Here is a 16,150-nt window from a genome sequence, read left to right on the forward strand (position 1 = left end):
GCCGCCGCATGGATTGTCGCCCGATCGCCGGGAAACCTGCTGTGCCGGAGCTGGCGCCCCGTTCAATTTGCAAGCGTTCCGATCCCGGCGGGCTATCGGCGACAATGCGCGGATGAACATCCAGCTCAATGGCGAACCCCGCACCCTGCCCGCTTCGGCGACCCTCCACGACCTGCTCGAGGCCGAGCAGTTGCTGCAGCGCCGGGTGGCCGTGGAGGTCAACGGCGAGATCGTCAGCCGCAGCCGCCACGGCGGACATGTACTGGCCGAGGGTGATGTGGTCGAGATCGTGCACGCGCTGGGCGGGGGCTGAGGTAAAGCCTCCGCGCTCGCCGGGCATGGCCCGGCGCTACCCTGCACCGGCCTCCCGGTAGCGCCGGGCCATGCCCGGCGGCGTCGAAGTAACGACCCCATCTTCAGGCGGATAGGCGATAATCGCGCCATGAACGTTCATGTCTCCCCCGATTCGCTGGTGATCGCCGGCAAGGCCTATGGCTCGCGGCTGCTGACCGGCACCGGCAAGTTCAAGGATCTGGAAGAAACCCGCCTGGCCACCGAGGCTGCAGGCGCCCAGATCGTCACCGTGGCGATCCGCCGCACCAACATCGGGCAGAACCCGGGCGAGCCCAACCTGCTCGACGTGCTGCCGCCGGAGCGCTACACCATCCTGCCCAACACCGCCGGCTGCTACACCGCCGAAGATGCCGTGCGCACCTGCCGCCTGGCCCGTGAGCTGCTGGACGGCCACAACCTGACCAAGCTGGAAGTGCTGGGCGACCAGAAGTCGCTGTACCCGGACGTGGTGCAGACGCTCAAGGCCGCCGAACAGCTGGTCAAGGACGGTTTCGAGGTGATGGTCTACACCTCCGATGACCCGATCCTGGCCAAGCGCCTGGAAGAGATCGGCTGCGCCGCGGTGATGCCGTTGGCCGCGCCGATCGGTTCGGGCCTGGGCATCCAGAACAAGTACAACCTGCTGCAGATCATCGAAGACGCCAAGGTGCCGATCATCGTCGACGCCGGCGTGGGCACCGCCTCCGACGCGGCGATCGCGATGGAGCTGGGCTGCGATGGCGTGCTGATGAACACCGCCATTGCCGGTGCACGCCACCCGGTGCTGATGGCCAGCGCCATGCGCAAGGCAGTCGAGGCCGGCCGCGAAGCCTTCCTGGCCGGGCGCATTCCGCGCAAGCGCTATGCCAGCGCGTCCTCGCCGGTGGATGGGTTGATCGGCTGATGACCAATCCTTTCGACAGCGCCGGTTCCAAGGCCCCGCCCAAGCCCTTCACGGTCAGCGAGGGCCGCCGCGAGGTGCGCAGCTTCGTGTTGCGCCAGGGCCGTTTCACTCCCGCCCAGCAGCGCGCGTTCGACGAACGCTGGCCGCGCTTCGGCATCGACTACAACGGCCAGCCGCGTGACCTGGACGCCACCTTCGGCCGCCCGGCGCGCAAGGTGCTGGAAATCGGCTTCGGCAACGGTGCCGCGCTGCGCTTCGCCGCCCAGCACGACCCGTCGCGCGATTACATCGGCATCGAGGTGCACGCCCCGGGCGTGGGCCGCCTGCTGAACGCGCTGGCCGAGGACAACGCCGACCACGTGCGCCTGTACCACCACGATGCCGTGGAGGTGCTGCAGAACGAGATCGCCGACGGCGCGCTGGATGAAGTGCGCATCTACTTCCCGGACCCGTGGCACAAGAAGCGCCACAACAAGCGCCGCCTGCTGCAGCCGGCGTTCGCCGACCTGCTGGTGCGCAAGCTGCGCCCGGGTGGCCGCCTGCACTGCGCGACCGACTGGGAAGACTACGCCGAGCAGATGTGGGACGTGCTCGATGCCACTGCCGGCCTGGTCAACCGTGCCGGCCCGCGTGGCAGCGTGCCGCGCCCGGACTGGCGCCCGCAGACCCACTTCGAGACCCGCGGCCAGAAGCTCGGCCACGGCGTCTGGGACCTGTTGTACGACCGCACCTGATCAACGCCTGAGGACGCCGCGCCCCACATGGATACCGCGCTGACGCTGACCAACGACATGAAGCTCGTGCTCGGGCTGGTCGGCTTCACGATGGCGATGTTCCTGTTCGAGCGCATCCGCGCCGATGTGGTCGCGCTGGTGGTACTGGTGGTGCTCGGTGTCACCGGCCTGATCGCGCCGGAGGAGATCTTCGGCGGCTTCTCCGGTAACGCGGTGATGAGCATCATCGCCACCACCATCCTCGGTGCGGGCCTGGACCGCACCGGGGCACTGAACCGGCTGGCCGCGTGGCTGCTGCGGCGCGGCCATGGCGTCGAGCAGCGGCTGCTGATGATGACCACGGCCATTGCCGGCCTGAACTCCTCTTTCATGCAGAACCCGTCGGTGATGGCGCTGTACCTGCCGGTCGCCTCGCGACTGGCAGCGCGCACGGGCCTGACCCTGCAGCGCCTGCTGCTGCCGATCTCGGCGGCGATCGTGATGGGCGGCGCGCTGACCATGGTCGGCAACTCGCCGCTGATCCTGCTGAACGACCTGCTGGCCTCGGCCAACAACAACCTGCCCTCGGGCCTGGCCACCATCGAGCCGCTGCGCATGTTCGCGCCGCTGCCCATCGGCGTGGCCCTGCTGATCGCCTCGCTGCTGTACTTCCGCTACTACGGCGACCGCAAGCTGGTCGAAGAGGAAAGCCTGGTCAACGACGGCGTCACGCCGGCACGCACCGAGAGCTACTTCGCCAAGACCTACGGCATCGAAGGCGATGTGTTCGAGCTGGTGGTCAGTGCCGAAAGCCCGCTGGTCGGCATGACCCTGGGCGAGGCCGAGAACCTGCACGATGCGCCGCTGCTGCTTGCCCTGAAGACCGGCAACGACACCCGCCTGGCACCGCCGGCGGAGATGCGCATCTGGGTCGGCAGCGTGCTCGGTGCGATGGGGCCGCGTGACCAGATCAACGACTTCGCACAGAACCAGTTCCTGCGCATGTCCTCGCGCCTGAAGCACCTGGGCGACCTGTTCAACCCCAGCCGCGCCGGCATTTCCGAGGCGGTGGTGCCGCCGACCTCGAACGTGATCGGCAAGAGCGCGGCCGATCTGCGCCTGCGCAAGGAGCGCGGCATCAGCCTGCTGGCGATCAACCGCGACAAGCAGGTGATCCGCGAGGACGTGCGCGATGTGCAGCTGCGCGCCGGCGACATGCTGGTCTTCCACAGCATCTGGACCGACCTGGCGCAGGCCGCGCGCAGCCGCGACTTCGTGGTGGTCACCGACTATCCCACCGGTGAGCAGCGCCCGCACAAGTTCAAGATCGCCATGACGATCTTCGCGCTGACCATCCTGATCGCGCTGACCAGCAAGCTGCCGGTGGCGCTGACGCTGATGACCGGCGTGGCCGGCATGCTGCTGACCGGCGTGCTGCGCATGGACGAGGCGTATGCCTCGATCAACTGGAAAACGGTGTTCATGATGGCCGGGCTGATTCCGCTCGGTTGGGCGATGGATTCCAGCGGCGCGGCGGCGTGGGTAGCCGGGCATACGATCGACAAGCTGCCTACCGGCATTCCACTGTGGGTGCTGGAGGTGGCGCTGGCGCTGTTGACCACGGCGTTTTCGCTGGTGATCAGCCATGTGGGCGCGACCATCGTGATGGTGCCCATTGCGGTGAACCTGGCGCTGGCGGCGGGTGGCAACCCGACCGCGTTCGCGCTGATCGTGGCGCTGTCGGCGTCCAACAACCTGATGACGGCCTCCAACCCGGTGATCTCGATGATCACCGGCCCGGCCAACTACACCCCGCGCGAGATGTGGCGGGTCGGCGGCCCGCTGTCGCTGATCTACACCTGCGTGGTGGTGCTGATGATCAACCTGATGTTCTGAGGGTTGGGGTTTGTTGGCAGGGCTGCGCCCTGCACCCGCAGAAGCCGAAGCAACAGCAACAGCGGGCATTCCGTGGGATGGCGGGGCACTGTGGGTTTGCGGGGACGCCGTAAACCCATCCATGGGGGCTTGGTCGCGGCATCCATGCCGCTCACACCCCGCAAACCCACAGTGCCCCGCCTTCGACGGTTTCACGAGGCTGGTGGTGGGTGCCGACCGTTGGTCGGCACGGATCTCGCTCTGGTAGCTGTCGACCCTGGTCGACACCGTAGATCCACGCCATGCGTGGATGAATCTCTGAATACCCATTGATGTGGATCCCCATTGATCCTGTGGGTGCGAACCTTGGTTCGCACACCGGTTACATCAGGCCAGGTAAACCTGCCCGTCGCGCACGTCCACCGGTACGGCGCGCAGGCGGTCGCCCTTGCACGGGCCGGCAATGCAGTCGCCGCTGTCCAACGTGAACGAGGCGCCATGCGCGGCGCACACCAGGTGGCCCTCGCGGCTCTTCAGGAACTGGCCCGGGGCCCAGTCCAGGCGGCGGCCGGCGTGCGGGCAGATGTTCAGGAACGCACGCACCTGCGCGCCGTCGCGGTACAGCACCAGCGACTCGGCATCGCCATCCACCACCGCTTCGACCTCGGCAAACGCGCCATCGGCAATGGCTTCAAGGGCGATCAGGGCAGCGGCGGTAGTCATGACGAAGGCTCGGACGGTAAACCGGAATTGTCGCATGCCTGCTCAGGTGACTGGCTGCGACATGAACACAAGTCATTGATCCGTAATAAGCACAGGCTATATTTAACGAGTTTTTCACTCAATGACAGTGGCGCGTCCCGATACTCTGGTTTCGCTGATCCCAGCCTATCGAGCCGCCATGTTCAATCGCGCATCCGCCTTCAACCAGTTCCGCACCCTGTTCGCGCCGCGCAAGCCGCGCCATCCGTTGGTGCGCGTTGCCGTGGGCCTGCTTGGCCTGGCGATCCTGGCCGCGATGGTTTTCATCGGCGTGTTCGTCGGTGCAGCGATGATCCTGGTCGGCCTGGCGTGGAAGCTGCTGGCCTCGCGCAAGCCGGGCACTGCGCGTCCGGTCGACCCGACCGTGGTCGAAGGCGAGTACCGCGTAGTGCGCAAGCCGGTGCTGCCGGCCTCGCGCTGATCTGCATCTTCCGCGCCCGCTGACGGCGGGCGCCATGCGTTCTAGACTGCGGGCACGCCCTTCCTGGATGCCCGCATGTCCAATGTCTCCGATGTGATCCCTGCCGTAGTCCTGCCGCGTGTACCGGTGGTGGGCGGCGGCAGTTTCCCCGTGCACCGCATCTACTGCGTCGGCCGCAACTTCGCCGACCATGCCCGCGAAATGGGCGCAGCGGTGCCGGCGGCCGATGACCGCGGCCGCCCGATGTTCTTCAGCAAGCCGGCCGATGCGATCGTAGTCGGCCATGACGATGCCATCCCCTACCCGCCGGCGACCGCCAACCTGCACCACGAAGTGGAACTGGTGGTGGCGATCGGCTGCGATGCGCCGGCCGGTGAGCTGGCCGTGGCCGATGCCGAAGCACTGGTCTACGGCTACGCCGTCGGCCTGGACCTGACCCGCCGCGACCTGCAGGCTGCGGCCAAGGACAAGGGGCACCCGTGGGATGCCGCCAAGGGCTTCGATGCCTCCGCGCCGATCAGCGAGATCGTCCACGCCGCAGAAGTTGGCGACCTCGCGGCGCTGAACCTGTCGCTGGAGGTCAACGGTGAAGTGCGCCAGCAGGCGCTGCTCGACCAGATGATCTGGAACGTGCCGGAGATCCTGCATGAGCTGTCCAAGCTGTGGCAGCTGCGCGCCGGCGACCTGGTGTTCATGGGTACCCCGTCCGGCGTGGCAGCACTGAAGCCGGGCGACCGCTTCAGCGCGCGCCTGGAAAACGTGGCCGAGCGCCACGGCGTGATCGCCGGCTGACATCACCTGCGCTACCCTGCGCGCTGTCCACTTCCCCCACCGGAGAAAAACAACAATGGGAATGCTCACCGAGTTCAAGGAATTCGCGATGCGCGGCAACGTCATCGACCTCGCCGTCGGCGTGGTGATCGGCGCAGCCTTCGGCAAGATCGTGACCGCGCTGGTCGAGAAGATCATCATGCCGCCGCTGGGTTACCTGATCGGCCGCGTGGACTTCTCCAGCCTGGCCTGGACGTTGTCGCCAGCTCACCTGGGCCCGGATGGCAAGGAAATTCCGGCCGTGGTGGTTGGCTATGGCGACTTCATCAACACCATCATCCAGTTCGTGATCGTGGCATTCGCCATCTTCATCGTGGTCAAGGCGATCAACCGCCTGTCGCGCAAGAAGGAGGCGGCACCGGCAGCGCCGGCCGAGGAAGTGGTGCTGCTGCGCGAGATCCGCGACAGCCTGAAGAAATAAGGGCACCGGGCGCCATCGGCGCCCCTCCCACCTGTAGAGCCGAGCCCACGCTCGGCTGATCTGCAAGGCAGCCGAGCATCGGCTCGGCTCTACAGAAAGCATGTGAAAGCCTCGCTCCGGCGGGGCTTTCGCTTTGCCGGACATGGCGGAAAACAGCGTTCGCGCCAGCCATGACCTCCCGCCCATGCGCGGGCCTGAACGACTGTTAAGCTCCAAGGCTTGGTCCCTTCCGGAGTTGCCCATGCGTCGCCGCGTCCTTGCCATCGCATCCTCCCTCGCCCTGCTGGCCGCCCCGGCCTTCGCGGCGCCGCACACCACCACCCTGCCCCCGGCGTCGCTGGCCACCGCCGCACAGCTGCGTGACCAGGCGCTGGCCGACGACACCGGCTGGAAGGTGGTCGAATCGCTGACCACCGAGATCGGTCCGCGCATTGCCGGCGGCGAAGCCGACGCCCGTGCCGTGGCCTGGGCCGAAGCCAAGTTCAAGGCACTGGGCTTCGACAAGGTGTGGAAGGAGCCGGTGACGTTCCCGAAGTGGGAGCGCCGCAGTGAACACGCCGCCGTGACCGGCAAGAACCCGCAGCCGCTGCAGATCACTGCACTGGGCGGCAGCCCGGGCGGCACGGTGGAAGCGGAGGTGGTGCGCTTCGCCGACCTGGCCGCCCTGCAGGCCGCGCCGGCCGGTTCGCTGAAGGGCAAGATCGCCTTCGTCGATTACCAGATGCTGCCGTTCCGCGATGGCCGCGACTACGGCCGTGGTGGCGCGATCCGCAGCAAGGGCCCGTCCGAGGCGATCCGCAAGGGCGCGGTGGGTTTCCTGATGCGCTCGGCCGGTACCGATTCACACCGCGTGCCACACACCGGCATCACCCGTTTTGATGATGGCCTGACCCCGGTGCCGTCGGCGGCGCTGTCGGTGCCCGATGCCGACCAGCTGGCGCGCCTGCTGGCCCGTGGCCGCACCACGGTGAAGGTGGCGCTGGACTGCGGCTGGGATGGTACGGCGACCTCATACAACGTGATCGGCGAGATCACCGGCCGCAGCCTGCCGAAGGAAGTGGTGGTGATCGGTGGCCACCTGGATTCTTGGGACCTGGGCACCGGCGCTGTCGATGACGGCGCGGGCGTGGGCATCACCATGGCCGCGGGTCACCTGATCGGCCTGCTGAAGCAGGCACCGAAGCGCACCATCCGCGTGATCGCCTTCGCCAACGAAGAACAGGGCCTGTACGGCGGCAAGGCCTACGCCGAAGCGCATGCAAAGGACGTGGCCCTGCACCAGCTGGCCGCCGAGAGCGATTTCGGTGCCGGCCGCATCTATGCCTTCAACACCGGTTCGCCGAATCCGGAAGGCTCGCGCGAGGCGACCCGGCAGATTGCCGAGGTGATGAAGCCGCTGGGCATCGAGTACCAGGCCGACAAGGGTGGCCCGGGCCCGGACGTCGGCCCGTTGGCCGCCAAGGGCGGCGCGTGGGCGTGGCTGGCGCAGGATGGTTCGGACTACTTCCACCTGCACCACACCGCCGACGACACGCTGGACAAGATCGACCCGAAGGCGCTGGCACAGAACGTGGCCGCCTATGCGGTATTCGCGTACCTGGCCGCGGAAGCCGATGGCAGTTTCGGCAGCGAAGCCAAGGCGACCACGCCGCCGAACGAGTGATGCGGTAGCGCCGGGCCATGCCCGGCGAGCGCGGCGACAGGAGCGGTGCGAACCAAGGTTCGCACCCACCACGGCAGATTCCGCATCGGTAGCGCCGGGCCATGCCCGGCGAGCGCGGCGGCAGGAGCGGTGCGAACCAGGGTTCGCACCCACCACGGCAGATCCCGCATCGGTAACGCCGATCCATGCCCGGCGAGCACAACGGCAGGAGCGGTGCGAACCAAGGTTCGCACCCACCACGGCAGATTCCGCATCGGCAGCGCCGGGCCATGCCCGGCGAGCGCGGCGACAGGAGCGGTGCGAACCAAGGTTCGCACCCACCACGGCAGATCCCGCATCGGTAACGCCGATCCATGCCCGGCGAGCACAGCGGCAGGAGCGGTGCGAACCAAGGTTCGCACCCACCACGGCAGATCCCGCATCGGCAGCGCCGGGCCATGCCCGGCGAGCGCAGCGGCAGCAGCGGTGCGAACCAGGGTTCGCACCCACCACGGCGGGTCCTGAATCAGGAACCCGGCAGGGTCAGAGCCCTCGCCTGCGGCGAGGGATCCGACCCCGATCATGCGACCCCGGATACGGGATCAGCCGCGTCGACTGGCCCATTGCGCCAGCAGCACGGCCGTGGCCGAGGCCACGTTCAGGCTCTCCACTGCGCCACTGCCGGGAATCGAGACCCGCATGTCGCATTCGCTGGCCAGGCCGCGGTCCATGCCCTCGCCTTCAGCGCCCATCACGTACACCAGCCGCTCCGGCAGCGACGCACGGAACACGTCGTCGCCACCCTCAACGAGGGTCGCCGCCAGCCCGAAGCCGGCCGCACGCAGCTGCGCCATCGCCTGAGCAGTCTCCGGCAGCTGCACCAGCGGCACCGACTCTGCGCCGCCTTCGGCCACGCGTGCAGCAGCACCGGACAGCGCCAGCGTGCTGCCGGCCGGCAACAGCAGCGCCTTGACGCCGAAGTGCGCGGCAGAGCGCAGGATCGCGCCGAAGTTGTGCGGGTTGCCGACGCCATCGAGCCACAAGGCCAGCACCGGGCCCTGCTCCAGATCGGCCAGCCACTGTGCCAGCGGCACCACCGGCGCACGCAGCACATCGGCCACCAGGCCTTCGTGATGCGTCGTGGCAGCCAGTTTGTTGAGGTCGCCTTCCTCGACGACGCGATAGCCCACGCGGTTGGCCACGCACCACTTCAGCACCGGCTGCATGCGCGGAATCAGCGCGTCCACCAGGTACAGCTTGCGCAGCGCCTGCGGGCGCTTGGCGAACAGCGCCTGCACGGCGTTCCAGCCATACAGGCGCAGCTCGTCGCTGCCGCGCCCCGGCGGCGGCGGGGTGCCGCCTTCGCGCGGAGGCAGCGGGGTGGCCCGCGGCGGTCGCGACGACGGACGGCGGGCATTCTTCCAGGGATCATTCACTACGGGACAACTCCAGCTTGCGTTGACGCCAGAAATCGGCGTTCTTGATGCCCAGGGCATCGGGGTCGAAGATCGGATCGAGGCCGAGCTTCTTCTGTCGTTCGTAATCACGCAGGGCGAGCATCGCCGGCTTCTGGATGATGAGGATGGCAATGATGTTCAGCCAGGCCATCAGGCCCACGCCGATGTCACCCAGCGCCCAGGCCAGGGTCGCGTTGTGGAACGCACCGAACACCACCATGCCGATGATGCCCAGGCGCAGCAGCAGCACGGTCAGCGGGCGCTTCTTGTTGTGGTTCACATAGCTGAGGTTGGTCTCGGCCATGTAGTAGTACGCCATGATGGTGGTGAAGGCGAAGAAGAAGATGGCGATCGAGACGAACGCCGAGCCCCAGCCCGGCAGCACCGCTTCCACGCCGGCCTGCGCGTAGCCCGCACCTTCCGGAATACCGGCCAGGCCCTGGAAGATCGGCGCGGCACCGGGCACCGGCGAGTACACGTTGTAGGTGCCGCTGGCCAGGATCAGGAACGCCGTAGCGGTGCACACCATCATGGTGTCGAAGTAGATGGCGAAGGCCTGCACGTAGCCCTGCTTGGCCGGATGCGAGACTTCCGAGGCGGCCGCTGCATGCGGGCCCGAACCCTGGCCGGCTTCGTTGGCGTAGATGCCGCGCTTGATGCCCCACTCCACCGCCAGGCCCATCATCGCGCCGAACGCGGCATGGGTGCCGAAGGCGCTCTTGAAGATGATGCCGAACATTTCCGGCACGCGGTCGTAGTTGATGATCATGATGATGATGGCCATCAGGATGAAGCCGGCGGCCATGAACGGCACCACCACTTCGGCGAAGTTGGCGATGCGCTTGACGCCACCGAAGATCACCACGCCCAGCAGCAGCGCGACCACGATGCCGATGCCCAGCTTCAGCGCCTGCACCGATTCCATGCCGAAGGCCTGGCCATCGAGCGGACCGCACAGCGCGGTGCCACGGCAGGCGTTGATGATGCTGTCGGCAATGGCGTTGGCCTGCACGCCCGGCATCAGGAAGCCGGCGGCGATGATCGTGGCGATGGCGAAGGCCAGCGCGTACCACTTCAGGCCCATGGCCTTTTCGATGTAATACGCCGGGCCACCGCGGTAGCGGCCTTCGGCGTCCTTGGTCTTGTAGATCTGCGCCAGGGTGCATTCCACGTACGAGGTGGATGCGCCGAGGAAGCCCATCACCCACATCCAGAAGATCGCACCGGGGCCGCCGAAGGCGATGGCGGTGGCCACGCCGGCGATGTTGCCGATGCCCATGCGGCCGGCCATCGACATGGCCAGGGCCTGGAACGAGGACACGCCGGCGTCGGATTTCTCACCCTTGACGGTGAGGCGGCACATCTCGACGAAACCACGGATCTGCATGAAGCGCGTGCGCAGGCTGAAGAACAGGCCGGCGGCCAGGCACATGAAGATCAGCGCCTTGCTCCAGATAATGCTGTTGATGAAATGTACGGTAGCTTCCACGCGCGCTCTCTCCAGTCGGCGGGTTGTAAGGACGTCCCGTCGGCTGGAGGGGACCGGTCGATTCTCCCTGATCGAAGGCCGCTGCGGTAGCGCCAGAAGGAACGGGGGAGGCAGGCGGCCTCGGGAGGGCCGGAACAGCGGCGGTAGAGTCGACTGTCAGTCGACTGCTCTCCGTCAAGCTGCAGAGAAACCCGCGCTGCGCGCGATAGTCGACTGACAGTCGACTCTACCCCTCCCCCTCCCCGGCTGCTCAGGGCAGTTGGGTGCGCACCCGGGCAAAGCGGCGCAGGTCGTGCAGCACCCCGCGCTTGTAGACCGCACAGCGATCCACGCCCTCTTCCTGGAAGCCGTTCTTTTCCAGTACCCGTGCCGAGCCGAGGTTGAAGTCGACCACCCCGGCCTGCAGCCTGAACAGGCGCAGTTCGTCCATCACCCACGGCGCGAACAGGCCGACCACGCGGGTCATCAGGCCCTGGCCCCAGTAGGCCTGGCCCAGCCAGTAGCCAAGTTCAGCCATATGACCGCGCTCGGCCATGCCCTGCTGGGCGCCGACGCTGCCACAGGCCTGGCCGTCGATCTCAATGGCCAGGTTCAGCGTGCCAGGGGCCAGTACGCGGCCCGCGAGGAAAGCCTCGCCATCCTCGCGCGTGTACGGGTACGGGAAGCGATCACGCAGGCCCCGCGACACCTCGGCGTCGTTGGCATGGCGCAGCAGGGATTCCAGATCATCCGCGCGCCAGGGGCGCAGTTGGAAGCCGTCGCCCCGCAGCAACGTTGTCGGATCAGGCATGGCCACCCACCGAGGGCGACTCGGCTTCCTGCTTCTCCAGCTCGCGCTTCACCGCTTCCGGCGAACGCGTGTACGGGGCCAGCCGCGCGTAGAACGCCGGCACCACGAACAGCGACAGGAACGTCGAGAGGGTCACGCCGAAGATGATCACGATGCCGATGGTGCCACGGCTGGCCGAGCCGGGGCCGCCGGCCACCACCAGCGGGATCGCGCCGACCACGGTGGCGATCGAGGTCATCAGGATCGGGCGCAGGCGCACCATCGCCGATTCGATGATCGCCTCGCGCACCGTGCGACCGTCATCGCGCAGCTGGTTGGCGAATTCGACGATGAGGATGCCGTTCTTGGCCGCCAGGCCAACCAGCATGACGATGCCGATCTGGCTGAAAAGATTCACCGTTCCCCCGCTCACCCACAGGCCGACCAGCGCGCCGAGCACGCCCAGCGGCACGGTCAGCATGATGGTGAGCGGGTGGATGAAGCTTTCGAACTGTGCGGCCAGTACCAGATACACCACCAGCAGGGCCATGGCGAAGGTCAGCAGCACTGCGCCACCGGCACTCTGGTACTCGCGCGATTCGCCCTTCCAGTTCACCTGCGCGTACTGCGGCAGCTCCTCACGGGCCACGCTCTGCGCCCAGGCGATGGCCTCGCCCAACGGATAGCCCGGCGCCAGGCCGGCGGTGATGGTGATCGAGCGCAGACGGTTGAAGCGGTTCAGCGTGCCCGCCTCGGCCACTTCACTGAGCGTGACCAGGTTGGACAGCGGCACCAGTTCGCCGGAGGTGGCACGCACGCGGATCGCGGCCAGGTCGGCCGGGCTGGCACGGCCATCGCGACCGGCCTGGACCAGCACGTCATACTCCTCGCCGTTGTCGACGAAGGTGGTGACGCGACGCGAACCCATCATGGTTTCCAGCGCCGAACCGATCGCGGTGACCGGCACGCCGAGATCCGCCGCACGCTGGCGGTCGATGTTCACCCGCATCTGCGGCCGGGTTTCCTTGTAGTCCGAATCCGGGCCGACCAGGCCGGGATTGTCGGCCATGCGCAGCAGGATGCGGTCGCGCCACTGGGCGATTTCCGCGTACTCCGGCCCGCCCAGCACGATCTGGAAGGGCTGCCCGCCACTGCGCACCAGGCCGCCACCGACCTGGGTACGCACGCGCACGCCGCGCATGGTATCGAGTTCCTTCTGCAGTGCGTTGGCCACATCCGGGGTGGCCTCGCTGCGCTGGCGCCACGGCTGCAGGAAGATGCTGACGCGGCCGGTGTGCATTTCCTCGCTGGCGCCCCAACCGCCGGGCACGCGCGGGTTGGCACGCACGATCGGCTTGTCCGGGCCGACGTGCGGGGCCAGCAGCGCTTCCACCTGCTGTACCTGCTGCACGGTGTAGTCGTAGCCGGCGCCTTCCGGGCCGTCGATCATGATCTGGAACGAACCGCGGTCTTCGGCCGGCGCCAGCTCCGACGGCAGCAGTTTCAGCAGGCCCCAGCTGGCGGCCAGCGCGGCCACCATCACCAGCAGGTAGATCCAGGTGCGGTCGACATGGTGGTCGAGGACACGGCCGTAGCCCGAAGCCAGGCGTTCCAGGTTGCGGTTGATGAAGCCATGCAGGCCACGCGGTGCCTGCCCGGTGTGCGGCTTGAGCAGCTTGGACGCCATCATCGGCGTCAGCGTCAGCGCCACGAACGCGGACAACGCCACCGCTGCCGCCAGCGCCACCGCCAGTTCGCGGAACAGGCGGCCGGTATTGCCTTCCAGGAAACCGACCGGCAGGAACACCGCCACCAGCACGGCGGTGGTGGCGATCACCGCGAAGGCAACCTGCGTGGTACCGCGCTTGGAGGCCACCAGTGGGGGCTCGCCCAGGTCGATACGGCGCTGCACGTTTTCCACCACCACGATCGCATCGTCCACCACCAGGCCGATGCACAGCACCAGGGCAAGCAGGGTCAGCAGGTTGATCGAGAAGTCGAACGCATACAGTGCGATGAACGCGGCCACCAGGCAGACCGGCACGGTCACCGCTGGAATCAATGCGGCACGGAAGCTGCCGAGGAACAGCCAGATCACCGCCAGCACCAGGATCATCGCCTCCACCAGCGTGGCATAGACGCGGTCCACGGCGGCTTCGATGAAGGTGGTGTTGTCGAACGCCACGAAGATCTGCGTGCCCTTGGGCAGCGACAGCGCCACACGCTCGGCTTCGGCACGCGCCGTGCGCGCCACGTCCAGCGAGTTGGCGGTGGAGGTCTTGACGATGCCCAGGCCGATGCCGGGCTCGCCGTTGCTGCGGTAGTACGCGCGACGCTCGGCCGAGGCCAGTTCGATCTTCGCCACGTCGCCCATGCGCACCACGTAGCCGTCGCGGCCCTTGCCCAGCGGGATGGTGGCGAAGTCTTCGGGCTTGATGTAGTTGCGCTCCACGCGCAGGGTGAAATCGCGGTCGGTCGACTCGATACGGCCGGCCGGCAGTTCCACGTTCTCGTTGCGCAGTGCAGTTTCCACATCGCCGGTGGTCAGCCCGCGCGCGGCCAGCTGGTCACGGTCCAGCCAGATGCGCATCGCATAGCGCTGGCGACCGCCAATGCGGACCTGGGCCACGCCATCCAGGCTGGAGAAGCGGTCGACCACATAACGGTCGGCGTAATCGCTCAGTTCCAGCGTGTCCATGGTCGAGGAGACCATGTTGAACCAGATGATCGGGTCGGCATCGCTTTCGACCTTGGCGATTTCCGGCGGGCGCGCTTCTTCCGGCATGCGGTCGGCGACACGGCTGACCGCATCGCGCACGTCGTTGGCCGCCGCTTCGATATCGCGGTTGGAAGTGAACTCGATGCTGACCTGCGAGCGGCCGTTGGTGCTGCGCGCGTTGATGGTATCGATGCCTTCGATGCCGGCCAGTGCATCTTCCAGCACCTGGGTGATGCGGCTTTCGATGACCGCCGCCGAGGCGCCGGTGTAGTCCACCGACACCGAGACGATCGGTGGATCGATGGCGGGCAGTTCACGCAGGGTCAGGCGGGTGAAGGACATCACGCCCAGCACCAGCAACAGCAGGCTCATCACCACGGCGAACACCGGCCGCTGGATGGAGATGTCGGACAGCTTCATCCGCCGTGGCCCTCGGCCGCGACCGGCGCCGGTGCATCAGCTGGCTTGGCACCGCTGGCCGGGGCTGCATCCTTGGCCGCGACCTTCAGGCCCGGGCGCAGCTTGCCGGTGCCATCGACAACGATGCGCTGGCCAGCGTCCAGGCCCTGCTTGATCTCGACCACGCCGGCGCGGCGCGCACCGGTCACCACGTCCACGCGCTCGACGCTGTCGTCGTTCCTGATGCGGTACACGAACGTGTCGCGGCCCACCTGCACCACGGCGATTTCCGGCACCACCAGCGCCGGGCGCTCGGGACGGAACAGGCGCACGTCCAGCAGCATGCCCGGGCGCAGCGCGTGGTCGCCGTTGGCGAAGTCGGCACGCACGGTCACCGCGCGGGTGGCCGGATCGATGCGCGCATCGATGGTGCTGACCACGCCTTCGAAGCTGCGGCCTGGCCACGCCACGCTGGTGGCGCTGACCTTGTCACCGACGCCCAGCGCGGCCAGTTCCACTTCCGGCACCTGGAAATCGATGTGCATGTGCTCGATGTCGTCGAGCGTGGCGATCACCGTGGTCGGGGTCACCAGCGAGCCAGGGCTGACCTGGCGGATGCCAAGCACGCCGGCGAACGGCGCGCGCACGCGACGGTCACCGATGTCCGACTGCATCTGCGCCACGCGCGCCTCGGCGGCATCGCGGATCGACTTCTGCGTATCCAGCGTGGCGCTGGAGACCAGCCGCTGCGTGGCCAGCTCGCGTTGGCGCTTGTACAGCTGGTCGGCCTCGTGGAAGGTGGCCTGCGCCTGCACCAGCGCCGCTTCCTGGGCCTGCCCGCGCAGGGTCACGATCGGGGCACCGGCGGCGATGTGCTGGCCGCTTTCGAAATGCACCTTCTCGACGATTTCGCTGACCTTGGCGGTGACGCTGATCGACTCGCGTGCCTTTGCGGTGCCCAGCGCCTGCAGGGTGTCGTTCCACTGCGTGGGCTGCACGAGCTGCGCGGTAACCGGCACTGCTTCGCCCTGCCGACGCACGGCGGCCTCCTGTTTGCCTGCGCACCCGGCCAGCACGGCCAGGCTGAGGCCAAGGGCCAGGGTCGAAGCGATACGAGCCAACATGAACGGTCCTGATTGATCCACGGCCGCCGAGTGTAGGCAAGGGCCCGCAAAAGCGGTATGTGCCAAGCGTTTACCGGCGTGGAACCGAAGCCGCGATAGCGCCTTGAACCCGTTCCGTGCAAGGCTGCCCCTGGCGATGTCGGCGTGTGTCGGGGTGTATCCAGCCGTGCAACGCAGGCGTTGCCATCGTAGAGTCGAAGCTGCCCGACGGAGGGCGTTGGGCAGGGGGCGGATCCTGGCGGGGATCCGGCCCCGTTTTTTTTGCCCGGCAGCAACGCCGGGCATGGCCCG

Annotated in this window: 14 protein-coding genes; 8 read left to right on the top strand and 6 right to left on the bottom strand. The window is 67.5% G+C overall.

Annotated features, from left to right (window positions below; genetic code table 11):
• The first annotated feature begins 112 nt into the window (after positions 1 to 112).
• The 4 genes from thiS (at position 113) to ACZK29_RS17420 (ending at position 3,846) form a co-directional block, all read left to right on the top strand.
• Entirely contained in the window at positions 113 to 313 is a 201-nt protein-coding gene (thiS, locus tag ACZK29_RS17405) for a sulfur carrier protein ThiS (RefSeq protein WP_111204569.1), read from the top strand.
• Between the two features lie 129 nt (positions 314 to 442).
• Positions 443 to 1,237: a thiazole synthase gene (locus ACZK29_RS17410; RefSeq protein ID WP_100443395.1), complete on the top strand. Its 795-nt coding sequence runs from the start codon at positions 443 to 445 to the stop codon at positions 1,235 to 1,237.
• Complete coding sequence (trmB, locus tag ACZK29_RS17415; protein ID WP_099485282.1) at positions 1,237 to 1,971, top strand: tRNA (guanosine(46)-N7)-methyltransferase TrmB; 735 nt, start codon at positions 1,237 to 1,239, stop codon at positions 1,969 to 1,971. Before ACZK29_RS17410 ends, trmB begins: the two co-directional genes overlap by 1 nt.
• Before the next feature lie 27 nt (positions 1,972 to 1,998).
• Positions 1,999 to 3,846, top strand: coding sequence for an SLC13 family permease (locus tag ACZK29_RS17420; RefSeq protein ID WP_111204568.1), 1,848 nt, complete (start codon positions 1,999 to 2,001; stop codon positions 3,844 to 3,846).
• A gap of 366 nt (positions 3,847 to 4,212) precedes the next feature.
• Here ACZK29_RS17420 and ACZK29_RS17425 read toward each other — a convergent pair whose 3' ends face one another.
• Positions 4,213 to 4,548: a Rieske (2Fe-2S) protein gene (locus ACZK29_RS17425; protein ID WP_262094677.1), complete on the bottom strand. Its 336-nt coding sequence runs from the start codon at positions 4,546 to 4,548 to the stop codon at positions 4,213 to 4,215.
• Positions 4,549 to 4,726: 178 nt separating this feature from the next.
• Here ACZK29_RS17425 and ACZK29_RS17430 point away from each other — a divergent pair, with 178 nt between their 5' ends.
• From ACZK29_RS17430 to ACZK29_RS17445, 4 genes are all read left to right on the top strand, one after another.
• On the top strand, positions 4,727 to 5,008 hold the full coding sequence (locus ACZK29_RS17430; protein ID WP_049466016.1) for a hypothetical protein: 282 nt from the start codon (positions 4,727 to 4,729) through the stop codon (positions 5,006 to 5,008).
• 75 nt (positions 5,009 to 5,083) lie between these two features.
• Positions 5,084 to 5,800 (top strand): fumarylacetoacetate hydrolase family protein, encoded by a 717-nt coding sequence (locus ACZK29_RS17435; RefSeq protein ID WP_111204566.1) that lies wholly within the window; start codon positions 5,084 to 5,086, stop codon positions 5,798 to 5,800.
• 55 nt (positions 5,801 to 5,855) lie between these two features.
• Positions 5,856 to 6,260 (top strand): large-conductance mechanosensitive channel protein MscL, encoded by a 405-nt coding sequence (gene mscL, locus ACZK29_RS17440; protein ID WP_111204565.1) that lies wholly within the window; start codon positions 5,856 to 5,858, stop codon positions 6,258 to 6,260.
• Positions 6,261 to 6,501: 241 nt separating this feature from the next.
• Positions 6,502 to 7,923, top strand: a complete 1,422-nt coding sequence (locus ACZK29_RS17445; protein ID WP_111204564.1) for a M28 family peptidase — start codon at positions 6,502 to 6,504, stop codon at positions 7,921 to 7,923.
• Positions 7,924 to 8,504: 581 nt separating this feature from the next.
• On the opposite strand, the gene ACZK29_RS17450 is transcribed toward ACZK29_RS17445, so the two are convergent.
• From ACZK29_RS17450 to ACZK29_RS17470, 5 genes are all read right to left on the bottom strand, one after another.
• A complete protein-coding gene (locus ACZK29_RS17450; RefSeq protein WP_111204757.1) occupies positions 8,505 to 9,338 on the bottom strand; it encodes a TrmH family RNA methyltransferase in 834 nt (277 codons plus the stop codon).
• On the bottom strand, positions 9,331 to 10,848 hold the full coding sequence (locus ACZK29_RS17455) for an alanine/glycine:cation symporter family protein (RefSeq protein ID WP_111204756.1): 1,518 nt from the start codon (positions 10,846 to 10,848) through the stop codon (positions 9,331 to 9,333). Before ACZK29_RS17455 ends, ACZK29_RS17450 begins: the two co-directional genes overlap by 8 nt.
• Positions 10,849 to 11,098: 250 nt before the next feature.
• Entirely contained in the window at positions 11,099 to 11,638 is a 540-nt protein-coding gene (locus ACZK29_RS17460; protein WP_111204755.1) for a GNAT family N-acetyltransferase, read from the bottom strand.
• Positions 11,631 to 14,756 (bottom strand): efflux RND transporter permease subunit, encoded by a 3,126-nt coding sequence (locus tag ACZK29_RS17465; RefSeq protein WP_459048190.1) that lies wholly within the window; start codon positions 14,754 to 14,756, stop codon positions 11,631 to 11,633. The genes ACZK29_RS17460 and ACZK29_RS17465 overlap by 8 nt, the downstream gene beginning before the upstream one ends.
• Positions 14,753 to 15,859 carry an efflux RND transporter periplasmic adaptor subunit gene (locus ACZK29_RS17470; protein WP_478446292.1) on the bottom strand — a complete coding sequence of 369 codons (1,107 nt, stop codon included), beginning with the start codon at positions 15,857 to 15,859 and terminating at the stop codon, positions 14,753 to 14,755. Before ACZK29_RS17470 ends, ACZK29_RS17465 begins: the two co-directional genes overlap by 4 nt.
• Between the last annotated feature and the right edge of the window lie 291 nt (positions 15,860 to 16,150).

Source organism: Stenotrophomonas sp. 89682_Sma, from assembly GCF_056481405.1.

Coding starts and splice junctions, on each gene's coding strand:
- thiS (WP_111204569.1), top strand. CDS start 113: ATGAACATCCAGCTCAATGGCGAACCCCGCACCCTGCCCGCTTCGGCG.
- ACZK29_RS17410 (WP_100443395.1), top strand. CDS start 443: ATGAACGTTCATGTCTCCCCCGATTCGCTGGTGATCGCCGGCAAGGCC.
- trmB (WP_099485282.1), top strand. CDS start 1,237: ATGACCAATCCTTTCGACAGCGCCGGTTCCAAGGCCCCGCCCAAGCCC.
- ACZK29_RS17420 (WP_111204568.1), top strand. CDS start 1,999: ATGGATACCGCGCTGACGCTGACCAACGACATGAAGCTCGTGCTCGGG.
- ACZK29_RS17425 (WP_262094677.1), bottom strand. CDS start 4,548: ATGACTACCGCCGCTGCCCTGATCGCCCTTGAAGCCATTGCCGATGGC.
- ACZK29_RS17430 (WP_049466016.1), top strand. CDS start 4,727: ATGTTCAATCGCGCATCCGCCTTCAACCAGTTCCGCACCCTGTTCGCG.
- ACZK29_RS17435 (WP_111204566.1), top strand. CDS start 5,084: ATGTCCAATGTCTCCGATGTGATCCCTGCCGTAGTCCTGCCGCGTGTA.
- mscL (WP_111204565.1), top strand. CDS start 5,856: ATGGGAATGCTCACCGAGTTCAAGGAATTCGCGATGCGCGGCAACGTC.
- ACZK29_RS17445 (WP_111204564.1), top strand. CDS start 6,502: ATGCGTCGCCGCGTCCTTGCCATCGCATCCTCCCTCGCCCTGCTGGCC.
- ACZK29_RS17460 (WP_111204755.1), bottom strand. CDS start 11,638: ATGCCTGATCCGACAACGTTGCTGCGGGGCGACGGCTTCCAACTGCGC.
- ACZK29_RS17465 (WP_459048190.1), bottom strand. CDS start 14,756: ATGAAGCTGTCCGACATCTCCATCCAGCGGCCGGTGTTCGCCGTGGTG.
- ACZK29_RS17470 (WP_478446292.1), bottom strand. CDS start 15,859: ATGTTGGCTCGTATCGCTTCGACCCTGGCCCTTGGCCTCAGCCTGGCC.